Raw genomic sequence first — 15171 nt, 5'->3', positions numbered from 1 at the left:
TTGTCGGCTTTTTTGTAGTTCCTCAAAATTCTTAATACCCCTTTGCACGGCACATGCAGTTATGAAAAAAGATAAAGTTGTTCAATTAGCAAAAGAGCTTGCGTCCGAAAAATCCCATCAAGTCTATTCCTCTATCAAAAATCGAGTTGCCTACGTAGTAAGTCACGGTGCAAGTTATGCTAGCAATGGCTATGCCGTACGAACACAACGAGTAGCACGCTCTCTTATAGACAGTGGGAAAGATGTATTCTGCTTCGTGCGACCCGGAAGACCTTGGGAACTAAATGCTAACGTTGCGAATTCAATCAAGCCTGTGGTTGACGTGAACGGAGTGCGTTACATACATTCTCGATGGGAAAATGATAACTACAGGATAAGTGAGCAAGAACACTTAAAACAATCTTTTGCCCAGTTTTGTGAATTGTTTCAAATTTACAGACCTGAAAAAATCATAGCAGCTTCAAACTGGAAAATTGCCTTGCCAGCTTGGGCTGCTGCTAAAGCACTAAACATTCCATTTGCTTACGAAATAAGGGGGTTCTGGGAACTATCTCGAATTGCAAGAGAGCCAGAATACAAGGAAACACCTAGCTTTAAAAAGGAAAACATAAGGGATACTTTCGTTGCCAATCAGGCAGATAAGGTTTTTACACTAAGTTATACAATGAAAGCTGAGCTTACTCGCAGAGGGGTAAGCCAAGAGAAAATAAGTGTTATTCATAACGGATTAGATACGTTACCTCATATCGAAAGTGCCAATGGCGAATTGAGAACAGAGCTTGGCATTTCAGATTCTGACAAAGTGGTTGGCTATGTAGGTAGTATTACTGAATACGAAGGACTTGAAGTATTGATCGAGGCTTGCCGCCAACTGATTGAAGAAGGTGAGCAAATAAAACTGCTATTAGTGGGTGATCATCAACCTGTGGATGGTGTTGATGGTAACGAGTCTGACTCGGACTCGTCATGGCTGATCAGAACAGGGAGAGTTTCGCAAGATAAGGTGCCAAACTATTTCGCTCTTATTGATACAATAGTTATACCTAGAAGGAACTTGGATGTATGCCAAATCGTTCCTCCTATGAAAGCTGTTGAAGCACTTTCATATGGAAAAAAACTTGTTATCTCTAACTTACCCGTACTGAAAGAAATCACTGAAAAGTTTAGCAGCGTTTATTATTTCGAGGCTGATAATATTAAAAGCCTAAAGGAAACGCTAATACAAAGCTTACACGCAAAGACAGTGGCTCCAGATTGGCATAACTTAAAGCAAAGTCTGATTGATACTACCTTAATGGGAGAAGGTTTTTGTAGAGATAGAACCCTTAATTCTGTAACTGAAACTGTCGCTACTACAACGGACGAGAGCGGCGAACAGTTTGATAAAAAAATTACACTTAATTCACCTGAAGTATCTTGGTTCACATATGATGTTGAAAGCCCGTGTGAACTTAGTGTTCTGGGTCAAGTTGCTTACCAAAACACAACTAAAAAAGAAAGGAAAGCAGTATTACTTGTAAAGGCCTTTGATAAGCAGGGAAATGATATCTCCAAAGCGTTAGGAAAGCTTGCGTTTTCATCTCATCTACAATCTAAGTTTAAGTACATTGCTGACACTAATAAGCAAGTCAAACTATTACACAAGATAGCGTTACCGTCAGAGGTTAGAAAAATTGAAGTTGGTTTGTGTGCATTCAACTGCGAAAGTTCGGAGTTTATCGAAGTACACAATTTCGATGTTACGATGTCATCAGCAAACTGCGATGTGAGAGCAGAGCAGGCTCAGACAGTCACCAAAGACCCTTTATGGACTTCTTTTTCGGTAAGAGAGTTTGTTCCGCATACATTGACTGCCAAATTTAATTTTGAAAATCAAAGCGAACGGCGCAAGAAGTCGTTAATTGCAAGAGTTAAATTCCATGACAGCGAAGGCAATGAATTAGAGGGTAAACATCAAGGTTTACTTCAGTCTAAGACGGTAGGAAACTTTGTATATTTAGAGGTTACTTGTGAAAAAGTAGCTAAAATAATTCCACCCAAAGGTGCGACAAAACTGACGATTGGCCTGCAAAAGTGGGATGCGAAAGGTAATGTTTTCGTTGAGCGTCCTATGCAGTGCGCATCGGATGTTCAAAAAATAGCAGATACAAGCAAGGCTTCAGATTTAAGAAAAGTACTGCAAGCAACTCCTGCCCGACCATTAGCCAACGTCAAAGTTGCTGCTATTCTCGATGAGTTCACAATGGAATGCTTCAGAATGGAAGTAGATCTTGTGCCTATTTCACCAGAAAATTGGGAACATGAGTTGGACGCATCTCGTCCCGATTTTCTTTTTGTAGAGAGTTGTTGGTTTGGCAATAAAAATCAGTGGGGGGGGTTAATATACGGGTATACCTCCAATGGTACCAATCAAATGGATAGCTTGGTAAACGTTATCAATTATTGTAATAGAAAAGGTATACCAACCGTTTTTTGGTCTAAAGAAGATCCTGTGCACTATAGCCGATTTGCTCCTACTGCGAAGCTGTTTGACTATGTTTACACTACAGATGCAAATATGGTGCAAAACTACAAAAGTGAGTATGGCATAGATGCAGAGCCGCTTTCTTTCTTCTGTCAACCCAAAGTGCATAATCCTGTTGAAGTTATAACACGTTCCCATAAAGCAGCATTCGCTGGGTCTTACTATTCTGACAAGCAAGAGCGCTGTGATGACTTCCACACCATTTTAGGGGGGCTAGACGATGCTGGTGTACCCTATGAAATTTATGACCGTTGTTTGAAGCGCGGTGTGTCTCATCTTCAATTTCCTGAATATTTCAAAAAACATGTGGTCGGATACTTAGAGCCTCATGAGATGTGGAAGGCTTACAAGGGGTATCGCTATACGGTGAATATGAACACCGTTAAGCATAGTCCTACCATGTTCGCCCGTCGTGTATACGAATCACTGGCGTCAGGAACACCAGTAATCAGTAACTACTCTGAAGGTGTTGTAACGCAATTTAGCGGAATTGTTTGTGCTAGCGATAACAAAAAAGACATCATTGACTATGTGGAAATGCTGAAAGATGAGAAGGAATATAAGCGAATTGCTGAGCAGGGCGCTAGAGAGACACTCGGCAGGCATACTATTGCTGATAGACTAGAGCAAATTTGTAAGCGCGTAGGGATTCCTGTAATACCGCATCTACCTTTAGTGAATGCAGTTATTACTGCTGGTACGGTTGATATGGTAGAAAAGGCGAGGAAGCTTGTGAATTCTCAGACGTATTTTGATAAGCGTCTGGTTATAAATTTAGAAAATAGTAATGAGCTTTATCCATATCTCAACATGAATAGCGACAAAGAGATTTTTAGAGTGTTAACCGATTTCGCAAAACCGCTTGAGGGTGTGAGTGTAGACCTAGATTTGAATGACAATATTGCAGAAACGCTAATGGAAGACGTGGCCATTAAAACGCAATACGACAATCTTCACCCAGCGATAAGCGAGAAACAATAATGAGAACAATAAAGTTACTTATCTACGCCGATGTAAATCTAAACATAATGGACGGTTCTTCCGTTTGGCTTGCTGAGCTTTTGGCCCTAATCGCTAAAGACCCAAGAGTACAGCTCGACTTCTTGTCCAAGGCGCCTCATCAAGGCGGCCCATTGAATGGGCAGGTAGACAAACTGGTCAATATAAATCGCATTGAAAAAAGTGCTCGCCCATTAAAGCCAGAACAAGCGGCTGAAGCTATCGAGCAATTAGACAAAGAAAACAATTACGACCGAGTGCTTGTGCGCGGTAACATTGAATTGGGTAAGGCATTAGTTAAATTCCTTGCTGGCAGACTTGTTTATTATACGCTGGAGCCTTTTCAACGTCGCCATGAACTGTCGGTAAAAGAAAAGGTGGAGGTATCTGAACTGCTAAACGCAACAGCATTTGCAATAGTGCAAAGTGAAAGAATGCGAGAGAGTTATAGCAGTGAGTTTGATTTGCCCCAAGAGCATATATACATATTACCCCCGCTAATTCCGCCTATCATGAAGCGACCTAGTTTCCGCAATCAGCTTAATAGCGTTTGTTATACAGGGAAGTTCTCTGAAGAGTGGGGCACCCCAGATTTGGTAGATGTATTTAAGTTACTGAAAGAGAAGCTTCCGTACGCCAAATTAAATATCGCAGGAAATAAGTTTCACGGCGAACTAGGAGGTAGGAAAGATGAAATTCAAACCTATTTCGAGTCTGAAGATGGCGTTAATTGGGTTGGCGTTGTATCTAGAGAAGAGAGCATAGCGCTTTCTCGTCAATCTGATATTGGATTCGCTCTTCGCTCGGCAAAAATTGACAATGACGAGTCTCAAGAGTTATCAACTAAGCTCTTTGAGTACATGAGTAGTGCGAAGCCGGTCATTTTAAGGCCCACAAAAGTACACAAAGACTTACTCGGTAGTGATTACCCGTTATTTGCAAAAGATAATACTGATGCCGCTAATAAAATTTGTGATGCTTTGACAGATGTAGCGCTTTATAAAAAGGCCTCTGAAATGTCTTATGAAGCATACAAAAATTTCGCCAAGTCGGTTGACCACAATGAAATAATCGAGCGATTAATTTGTTACCAGAAAAAGACAATCTTATTCGCGGGACACGATCTCAAATTTTTGCAAGATGTGATTTCTGCCTACGAAAATGACAGTAAATACAACGTGCTTATTGATCAATGGAATGGTCATACAAAGCACGATGAAAACGAAAGCAAGTTAAAGCTAGAAACTGCTGATGTTATCTTCTGTGAATGGGGGTTGGGTAACATCCGCTGGTATTCAAAAAACAAAAAGCCTGGACAAAAACTTTTAGTAAGAATTCACTTACAAGAAAATCAGGTTCCTCAATATCTTGAAGAAGGGAACTTAGACAATATCGATCAATTTATCTTTATCGCACCGTATAGGTATGAAGAGTTTGTTGAGTTGCATAAATTGCCAAGGGAAAAATGTAAACTCATTTTCAACACGGTGGATTGTGAACGTTTTGCGTTGGACAAAAGCGACGATGCTAAGTTTACACTGGGATTCATCGGGATGGTGCCATGGCGCAAGCGTTTCGATTTAGCATTAGACATTTTTGAGTCCTTATGGAAAACCGACAGCAGATATAAATTAAGGGTGAAAGGAAAAACACCACATGATTATCCTTGGATGAAAGGGCCTAAGTTTGCTGACGAATTTGTAAAGTATGAGGAACAAGACGCTCGTATCGCGGCAGCTAAGTGGAAAGATAACGTTATTTTTGATGGTCACGGTAACGATATGCCAGAATGGTTTCAAAATATAGGCTATATCTTGTCGACAAGTGATTTTGAAGGCAGTCATCAAGCTGTGGCTGAAGGAATGGCGTCAGGTGCGATTCCAATCATCTTGCCTTGGGCGGGGGCGGTAACGGTGTATCCCAAAAAATATGTATACGAAAACCTACCCGAAGACTTTGAAGCCCCGATTTTCGATACGGCAAAGTCGAAATCCATAATGGAATACGCCAAACATCACTTTACTACGAGTCACATAGTAAGTCAGATAAAGGAACTAATTGGGTAATGGCTGTAACAACACAGAATAATTCGCTGAAAAATGTTTTTAAGAGCGTTAATGACGCTCAGGTTTCTTTTTTTTGCAGAGAAAACACAGGTAAAAATTTAGAAGCGAAAGATAATTTACTTGCAGCTATAAATGAAAGCAAAGTCAAAACCAATAGTTTCGACGATGCCGATATTGACTTCCGAACTTTCGACTGGGCACCAACAGGTCAAGACCGAAATTGGTGGTGGCAAATACAAGCACTTCCTTTTTTGACCTGGTTCGTGGCGTGTAGGAAGTTGCTTTCCGCGCCAGAACGAAAACTTGCTGCAAAGTTTTGCAAAGACAGTCTTATCAATTGGATCGAGATTATCCCAGAGGATAATGACAAAACGCTAAGATGGCATGACCATGCAACGTCGTACCGATTGACCAACCTCTTTAATTGGCTATTTTGTCTGTGGCTGGATGATGAACTCAATGAGTTTGTAGAAGAACTTGATAGCCCATATCTGATGGAAGATATTCTGAAAAGGCATATTGCTTGGCTGTCTGAAGACGAAAATTACTCAAAGCACACGAATCATGGTTTCGATCAAGCCACCGCTGTATTCATTATTGGGTTGTACACGAATCACTCTGTTTGGAAACCGTTTTTTGAATTGTCTGAAAATCGATTAATTGAAGAAATTGAATTCGCTTATACGGAAGAAGGCGTACATAAAGAAAACAGCCCTGGTTATCATATATTCATGCTAAGAAGGCTAACTCGATTTAGCAAGTTAGGTGAGTTGTACGCTAACAAGGTATCTGAAAAAGCGGCGTTACTTGAAGAGCGTGCTACAAATTTTAAAGAAGCCCTTACCCTTGTTGATGGTACCTTGCCAATAGTCGGGGATACTCGAGGTGGTCATTTTGTTGAGAAATATGATTTCCCTAGCGAGTTGACCGTTTATGACTATTCAAAGTCAGGTTATGTGATTGTTAAAGGTAAGGTTTTAGACAAACCGTTGTATTTAATGGTTAAGAACTGTTTTGACTCGGTATACCACCGACATGATGACGACCTCCACGTTTACCTGAGCTATGACAATATTGATTTGTTGTCAGATGGCGGACTTGGCGCTCATAATGAGAAAGATCCTCGCAGAATATCACTTCGAAGCAACGAATGTCATAATGTTCCTTTCATTATTGGCGAAAAAGCGAATAGAAATAGGAAGGCGCTCGTTGGTGTTCCGACACTACGTGTATCTGAAGGCGTTATTGTCGCGGAAAGTTTTTTGTATGGTCAAAAAATAAAGCGCACAATTAATATAAGTCAGTTAGCGTCTGGTAAGATTGAAATAACAGACGTTATCGAAGGGGCAGAAAAAGGAATGATGGAAAACCTTTTCTTCCACCAGTTCGCTGATGTCTCTTTAGAAAATAGTCAAGCTACTATCAGTGTTGAGGTACAGCCACGAATGATCATTTCATATGGTAGCGAAAACATTAAGGTTGCATTAAAGGAACGGCCTTTTTCTAAACAGTATGGAGTTTATGAAAGTGCTCCTTCATTAGAAATAGATGCGAGTAAGCATGGTCGGTTTAGCTTCTGCGTTCGGCTAATTTAGATATATTGGAGAGGATATGAAGTCACCATATCAAGGTTTATCGAGAGATGCATTCTGGCGCACAGGTGTCGCTGCAAAAAGTATTGAAAGCTTAGCGAATGTTTATCGACCCAAAAAACCAGTTAACAAGACCGAGAAAGTAATAACCTTGGGCAGTTGCTTTGCTCAGCATATAGCTAGAAATATGAGAAAGCGAGGATATACAGTATTTGATTCTGAGCCGCCTCCTAAAGGCTTACATGGGTTAGCTGCAAATAAGTTTGGCTACGAGCTGTTTTCAGCTAGGACAGGCAACGTTTATGTGATGAGGCAGTTGCTACAATTATTTGAAGAAGCATTTGGGCTCTGGCGGCCGTCGTCGGTAGTTTGGGAAAGAGATGGTCGCTATTTTGATGCAATGCGACCTTCAGTAGAGCCAAGAGGGCATGCTAGCTCAGAAGAGGTGATAGCGCACAGAGAAAGACATTTGTCTTGCGTCAAAACAATGTTCAAAACAGCCGATGTTTTCATTTTCACGTTAGGCCTCACCGAAGCTTGGATGCACAAAGGTTCCGGTGATATTTATCCAACTGCGCCTGGGACTATCGCTGGAGAGTTTGATGATTCTCAATATGAATTCAAAAACTTTACTTTCTTAGAAATTTACGAAGATTTTATGAAATTAAAGGCTCACATCAAGCGCGTAAATCCGAAGCTTAGGTTCATTTTGAGCGTTTCTCCAGTTCCTTTAACTGCAACTGCTTCCGGTCAACATGTATTAACGGCAACGACATATTCTAAATCGGTACTTCGGGGAGTTGCTGGTCAGTTAGCCGCCGAAAATGACGATATAGATTATTTCCCTTCATTTGACATTTTAACTTCGACGTTGGCTGCAGGTAAATTATACGAAAAGAATTTACGTTCAGTCTCACCAGAAGGTGTTGGCATTGCAATGAACACATTCTTTAGTGTTAACGAATCGGGAGACGCTTTCATTGAAGATAGGGGCGAAGGTACTTCCGTTTCTTCTGATCATTCAGAACAGTCTCAAAATTCTGATGAAGAGTTTTGTGAAGACGTATTACTTGAGGCATTTAACAAATGAGAAAAGTTGCGTTAATAGGTAATTCTCATACAGCAATGCTTAAATTGGCATGGGATCAATTGAGCCCGACTAAAACAGACGTTTCTATTGACTTCTTTATTTGGAGATCAACGGGAGAAGATAGTTTAGTTATTAAAGGTGTAAATGGAGAGGCACAAATAGACCAGATCAAGATTCTTCCTGGGCTAGCTAGCACAGTTGCCCTAGACAATTACGATGCGGTTATAATTTGTGGCCTAGGCTTTGAGTTAAAACAATTTTTGGATGTTTATAAAACACACAGGTTAACTTCACAATCTGAGACAAAATTTTTAGTATCCGAAGACTGTTTTAACGCAACAGTAGAAGAGTTAACTAAAAACTCCCTTGCCTTCAAGGTAAACCAAGCATTAGTTAATGCTGGGTTTAGGAAAGTATTTCTTGTGCCTACTCCGCGTTCGTCTGAATATCTACTCAATGGTGAATACACAGATGATGTCCATCAGATTTGTATTGACAACAAAGAACAATCGTTTGTAAGCAAAACTTTTGTAAATGCGTCGCAATACTTTTGTGAACTTGGTACTGAAGTACTTCATCAACCAGACGAAACAATCGTTGGAGAGATATGCACTGATAAAATTTTTAGTAATGCATATGGTACTCCGGAAAGTGAAAGATATTTTGAGCTGAAAGGAAGAAGAGACTTAATTCATATGAACGAAAAGTATGGAAAGATAGTGCTTCAGTCATTAATAGAAAAGGCATTCAGTGACTAATGTCATTCTACAAGTTGACAGAACTTTCAATTGCCGGGGAGAGCTGATTTTATGAGTGAATCAAGTAAAAGCGTTGAAAGTCTAATAACGTCTTTGCAGCAAGCTTTATTCAAACGTATCGAAAAGCAAGAGCGCACACACCGTAATCTGGTGAACCAAGTTTATTCACAGTTGGAAAGCTTGTTTTGGCTAGAAAAGAAGTTGTCACTGAAAAACCAACTCCCTCCACTTAGAGGTTGGGCAACGTCGCCTGATGTGCTTTTAAAGTTACACTCCTTTATTACCGAATCAAAGCCCAGCTGCGTTGTTGAATTTGGTAGTGGTGCATCGACAATTGTGATTGCTGACGCCTTAAAGCAAAATGGAAGCGGAAAACTTTATTCGTTTGACGATAGCGAAGAGTTCGGCGGTAAAACTCTGTGTAATTTGAAAGAAGAAGGGTTGGAGAGCTTTGTCAATTTGACAGTTGCGCCCCTGGTGCCTTGGTTGGGTAGTCACCTTACTCCTGAGAATGAAACTCCCTATTGGTATGATGCTAAAGTTTTGGATATTTTAGACTCTGTCGATTTAGTCTGGGTTGATGGTCCGCCAGGAAAAACGTGCAAATTTAGTCGCTTTCCAGCAGTACCAGCTGTGATTGATAAGTTACACTCTTCCTCTCAGGTATGGATGGACGACACTATTCGCGAGGAGGAGACGCAAATTTGCGAGGCATGGTCAGAGTTGACCAAAATGTCGCTGGAATTTTTCTCGCTTGAAAAGGGGGTAGGCGTTCTTTCATATAGTAACGAAAACAATGTCGTGGGCAACAAACCGAACGTCACAATATCAGAGCCAAATGATTCAATTGTTTCAAAACTTGATTTTAATTAGCAGCGTGATGCCATGAGTAAACAAATTAATTGGGAAGCATGGGCTAGCTATTTCTTTTTTGGTTACCCGTTGGGAAACTCTTGTTATTTAAAAGGTATCGATACCACTGAGCCAGCAGATTTAAATCTTCCTGTAGAGAGAGTCCATTTAGAACCTGTAACCCAAACAATCTCTAATTATGAGTATGCTACTCAACAAGCTGCGGATGTGTTTCTTCATGTTCTAGAAACACAACTGCAACATCGAGCTAATTTTAACCCTGTAGTTTTTCTAAGTGGGGGATGGGACTCAAGAGCAATACTGGCTGGCATCCGAAAGGTAGCGCCTGAAAGAAATGTAGAGGCTTACACGACGACTTATGATGGCGGAAATAACAAAGAACAAATTTTTGCTACACAAGTAACCAACTGTCTAGGCGTACCTCATACCATAATCGAGTTATCTGATAACTATTACCAATCACTTAGTGAGCAAGCGCTAACAGAAAGTGCTTTTTCTACTAATATGCATATTTGGATGCATGATTTCCTCACAAAAACTCCGCTCACCAGAAACCATGTAAATTTTGATGGATATGCAGGCGATTTGATTTTTCGAGGAATGAAGCAAGGTATCGATGACGACCAGCTGTCTCCAGACTCTGACGAATTTTTCCGTCGTTTCAGAGTACAGATCCCGTCCACCGTGTTTTCAAAGCCTGTTTATAACACGTTAGAAAAACTGGCTAGAAAGGCGCTTGCAGATGAATTAGCTAAGTACCCAAGGGAAACTCGGGCTTTAAACTTTCTTATAAACAATCGCGGAGCTCGAGCGGTAGGCTATTCAATTGCTGCGCAAAGGAAGCACATAGAGGTAGAGCTACCTTTTATGGATAACAGGCTACTTCAATTGGCCACAGAGATTGATCCTGCAATTCGTCTAAGTCCTAGCTTTTACCCAGATGTTTTGAAGAAAATCAATGCTGAGGTTGCAGTACTTCCTTCAACGAATAGTCCCGAACCAGAACAAATAGGGTGGACGGAAAAGCCAATAATTAAACACTCTGACGCAAATCTTAAGTTCATGCTTGATGAAATAGGTGGGTTGGCAAAAGATTTTGGCAATGCAGGTGGAATTGTAGATTGGTTTACACTAGACCCCTCAAAAACTGTCAATAGCAAGCGCGAACAGCCATTCTTAAGACGTCACAATCAAACTCTTGAGTCAGTCTATCTCTACACAAAATGGTTTAGACATCATCATAATCTGCTGGCTCCATGCAATGTACTTAGTGATAGTTTTGCTCTAGATGATGAAATCACCGCTTCTACAAAGCAACCTGCCACAGAGAATTTTGAGGAAATAAAAGCAAAATATAAATCTGAAATTGAGGCCCTTAATAGCAATCACAAGCTTCATTTTAACTTGTCTGTCGACGTTGAAGCATTTTCAATAAGTGATTATTACGCAAGTCAAACGGCGTATGAAAATGAAGTAAACAAGCTCATTTTTGCTGATTTTGGTGATGGTTCTGTGCTCGAGTCAGAGTTGCTGTCGAAGGAAATTCCTTGTACGTATTTTATTGAGAGTTACTCACCACTCTTAAATAGTAGTGATGAATTCTCGCGCGTTATATCTTTCTTCAATCGTGATCACACTGAAATTGGTTTGCATTGCCATGCATTTTCTATAGATGAAGGCATCAAGAAGCACCTCAATTTACAGCATGATTGGTATCGGGACGAAAAGAAGCTCACAGAAGTACTGGGCTGGGGTAAACAGCGCATTGAATCGGCAATACCTAATTCACAAAACATAAATTCTTTCCGCTCTGGTAGGCTGGACATTTACCCAAATATGGAGACTTGCATTAGGAATGCGGGCTTTAGTATTGATAGTTCACTAATGGATAATGTGGAAGAAAATTACTTTGAAACGCGTTCATCAACTATAGGTAACGGTGTTTTTGAAAGTGTCTCGCTAACCGAAGTGCCGCTCACAAGTTATCGTATTGGAGATAAAGTTAGAGGGTTAAATTTTAATAGCACCTCATTTGAGCAGGTTTGCCATTTAATTTATCTTGGCATTAAGTTCAAGCTGCCCTGTTTAACAATGCTGATTCATAGTTGGAGTTTTGGCAAAGGGGGGCAAGCAAGTTTGTTAGGTAAAAATGTTCAATATGAGCCTGATAACCATTTGATAGAAAAGTTTAGGCACTTAGTTAGTTTTGTCGAGCAGATTTCAAATACTCAGTTTTCCACCATAAGTGAAACTGTAAAAGCGACAGAGCACCAACCTAAAGATGAAAAATGCCAGCAAGCTAATCGACTCAATTTAAAACCAGAGCTAATTACTGTGACTTGCGAAGTAAACCGAGGTTCGTTAATTGCTTCTACACATGTCAATCAAGACCATTTGGACGGAGTTTTCGTTTACGCTTTCTATTTAGTGGTTAATGGAGAGGTGGTTGATAAACATTTGTACAAGTCAGATAACCTAACAAAGTTTGATATTTCTACTTATGATAATAGCGCAGAAATTGCTGTTAGAGGCTTTATAAAACGAGAAGGGGATGCGAAGCCCCTTATTGCGAGAACACAGGTGGTTGGTTAATTTTACTGTTAACCATAATTTTTGGAATTTTGTGGGTATGCAGAACGCCTATTGTATATATTGAGCAGCTTCATAGATTTCATTAGATGGGCCTTATCAAGTTAATTTACAGCCTTAAAAAAAGATGACGTAAAGTGGATGTAAAAACTAAACGAGCGAGCCAAAGGCCAATTAGTTTCGACAGAGGTTACTGTCCAACACAGAGTAAGCCAAAGGAAGCGAACAGTTAGGACATGAATTTAGACCTTGTTTGAACGCTCGGTTAGTGTTGTTATCGATACAGAAACGTTATACTCTTCCGTGCCGCTTTGATGAAGTGGCGCAACGTGGTTATGCGGCTGCGGTCAACTAAGGGGAGTTGAAAGTTCATAATTTTAGTTACACTAAAAGAAATGAGATGGTAAAAATGAATCAGCAGATAAAGTGTACAGCGTTTTTGAAATGAAAAATATACGAATACTTGGTAGTTGTGTGACTCGGGATGCACTCGAAATAACTACGGATTTTAAGTTGATTGACTATACTGCAAGAACCAGCTTAGCATCATTAGCAACGACTAGCAGAAAAGACCCAATATTAATAAATAACATTAAATCTACTTTTCAAAAACGAATGGTAGAAAGAGATATGACCAAGCAATTTTGGCAGAGTTTGGAAAAAAGTCAAAATGACATAATCGTTATTGATCTAATCGATGACAGATTTAATCTGAGGCTGTTTGATGATGGTTCGGCACATACTATTTCATCTGAGTATAAAATAGCGATGAAATCTCAATCTCAAAATGGACGTATAGTTAAAAGTTCTTCTGGCGAATTTAAAAGTCTATGGGAAACTGGCTTAAGACGTCTGAAGAGGCATTGTGATGAACTAAAGTTAAATAAAATTTTTGTTAATTGTGCTTTTTATCAGCCTACAGGCGATCACTCTATAGATTCTTCAATAAACATTGCAGAAAAAAATCAATATTTGCGAGAGGCCTATCTTAAGTTAGAAGGCGTTTTCGGACGTCAAGCTATGATTGAGTACCCCGAAGAAGTAATAAAGGCAGATGTTGACCATAAGTGGGGGGTAGCACCTTTTCACTTTACCATGGAAACATACAAGTTTTTTCTTTCCGAGTTGCTAAAGAAAACGTCACAAGATTTGTAATTATTTAAATTGTTAAAATCGGCTTGTCGACGTCGCCACAAACATATTAGCTCAATGCAATGTTCTGGACATTAACTATTTTAACTCTGATTGTTCCTTTGTTTTTTTTGTAAAATGCAAGTGTCAGTCATAGGGTGAAGGCTAGTGATTAGAAAAGGCTGGCGAAAAAGAGTATGAGGGCTGAGAAATTCAATATTTTGAAATGACTTAATATGTGAATTTTGTGTTTTTAATTTTTAGTATGCATATTTGTATATATTAGCGATCATTAAGGTTTTATTTTGTGAACTACTCATCGATGAAAAAAATTGGCTTTCCTATTTCTGGTAGGAAGGGCGAACGTGGAAATTGGGAAGAGGCTAGGCCCGGCGGTGCTGATTTATCAGCACTTGATTTGGCCGTAAAAATGTCACAAATGGGTTTCCAGATTGTCGTGATTATAGACAACGATGGGCCAACTGTTGATTACATAATACGCCTAGGTTTAGATTATGTAGTTATTGAATTGCCTTCTATAGATAAAAGAGCTCCATTTGACGATGCTGTGATCGAAGGTATTACCAATCATTCTGCTGAAGTAGAGAGGCATTTAGCAAGAGAGTCGATTGGAACTATCCACACAAATGATGCCGGTATGCATAGGATTTGGGGGGCCTTGAAACAAAAGCTTGGATTTATTCACGTATGGCATGAGCGAGGGTTGTTTCAGCATCCTGCTAAAGCTGAAGAGTTCCTACTAGCAGCTGAAATGGTGCTCACCATTACCATGTTTGTTAGAGATCGCGCACCTGAAAGTATCAGAGAGAAGGTTATAGTAGTAGATGACCCGATTACTATCGATGGGGTTTATGATCGCAAACAAGATAGTAATTGGCTAAAAAATGAGTTTGATATTCCATTAGACGCAAAAGTATTTACTATGATTGCGAATGGTAACAAAAGAAAGCGTTGGGATATGTTTTTTGAGGCCGCTGCAAAGTCTATAAAATCTAATAAGCGGCATTATTTCATTTGTCTAGGGTTAACTGTTCGTAGTGAAATTAATGATTTAAAGCGAAGGTTCATATCTTCAGACGTTTCAAATAATTTCATTATTGCTGGTTATCGTTATGATGCTTTGCGAATTGTTTCGGGAACCGATGTATTAGTTTCTACTGCCAAAAGTGAGCCTTTGGGGCGTACAATAGTCGAGGCTGGTATGTTAGGTACACCGATGATTATTTCTTCTGAGGGAGGACACAAAGAGTTACTCCAACAGCTTTCTCCGTTTTGTCTTGTAGAAGATGCCAATGCCAACAAATTCAAAAGTGAGTTTGATAAGGCTGACGAACTAGCTGAACGTTATGTGGGAGTTAGGAAGGACGTGGAGCAAAGTATGTCATGGCGTTTTGCGCCGGAAAGGCATGTAAAGAGTGTTGCTAATCTTTACATGTCAGTTCTTGATATAACTGTTTAACCCCGTATGCATCATTTAAATTTAAAACAGTAATTGGATGTTTTTTAACAACACACGACTTGATTTTGT

At 39.8% G+C, this 15171-nt stretch carries 9 protein-coding genes; all 9 read left to right on the top strand.

Annotated elements, in window-relative coordinates; translation table 11 throughout:
* Positions 1-61 precede the first annotated feature (61 nt).
* The 9 genes from JN178_RS17250 to JN178_RS17210 all read left to right on the top strand — a co-directional run bounded on the left by JN178_RS17250 (position 62) and on the right by JN178_RS17210 (position 15102).
* Complete coding sequence (locus JN178_RS17250; protein WP_202262588.1) at positions 62-3505, top strand: glycosyltransferase; 3444 nt, start codon at positions 62-64, stop codon at positions 3503-3505.
* Complete coding sequence (locus tag JN178_RS17245; protein ID WP_202262587.1) at positions 3505-5589, top strand: glycosyltransferase family 4 protein; 2085 nt, start codon at positions 3505-3507, stop codon at positions 5587-5589. The genes JN178_RS17250 and JN178_RS17245 overlap by 1 nt, the downstream gene beginning before the upstream one ends.
* Positions 5589-7184: a heparinase II/III family protein gene (locus tag JN178_RS17240; protein WP_202262586.1), complete on the top strand. Its 1596-nt coding sequence runs from the start codon at positions 5589-5591 to the stop codon at positions 7182-7184. The genes JN178_RS17245 and JN178_RS17240 overlap by 1 nt, the downstream gene beginning before the upstream one ends.
* A gap of 16 nt (positions 7185-7200) precedes the next feature.
* Positions 7201-8271 (top strand): GSCFA domain-containing protein, encoded by a 1071-nt coding sequence (locus JN178_RS17235; RefSeq protein WP_202262585.1) that lies wholly within the window; start codon positions 7201-7203, stop codon positions 8269-8271.
* Positions 8268-9029, top strand: a complete 762-nt coding sequence (locus JN178_RS17230) for a hypothetical protein (RefSeq protein ID WP_202262584.1) — start codon at positions 8268-8270, stop codon at positions 9027-9029. The genes JN178_RS17235 and JN178_RS17230 overlap by 4 nt, the downstream gene beginning before the upstream one ends.
* A 51-nt stretch (positions 9030-9080) precedes the next feature.
* A complete protein-coding gene (locus tag JN178_RS17225) occupies positions 9081-9902 on the top strand; it encodes a class I SAM-dependent methyltransferase (RefSeq protein WP_202262583.1) in 822 nt (273 codons plus the stop codon).
* A 12-nt stretch (positions 9903-9914) separates the two neighbouring features.
* Positions 9915-12494, top strand: coding sequence for an asparagine synthase-related protein (locus JN178_RS17220; protein WP_202262582.1), 2580 nt, complete (start codon positions 9915-9917; stop codon positions 12492-12494).
* A 471-nt stretch (positions 12495-12965) separates the two neighbouring features.
* Complete coding sequence (locus JN178_RS17215; RefSeq protein ID WP_202262581.1) at positions 12966-13646, top strand: DUF6270 domain-containing protein; 681 nt, start codon at positions 12966-12968, stop codon at positions 13644-13646.
* 283 nt (positions 13647-13929) lie between these two features.
* Positions 13930-15102 carry a glycosyltransferase gene (locus JN178_RS17210; RefSeq protein ID WP_202262580.1) on the top strand — a complete coding sequence of 391 codons (1173 nt, stop codon included), beginning with the start codon at positions 13930-13932 and terminating at the stop codon, positions 15100-15102.
* Positions 15103-15171: the final 69 nt, after the last annotated feature.

Origin of the sequence: Alteromonas sp. KC3 (assembly GCF_016756315.1) — a bacterium.
GTDB lineage: Bacteria > Pseudomonadota > Gammaproteobacteria > Enterobacterales > Alteromonadaceae > Alteromonas.
This window is presented reverse-complemented; position numbering and strand designations above follow the sequence as displayed.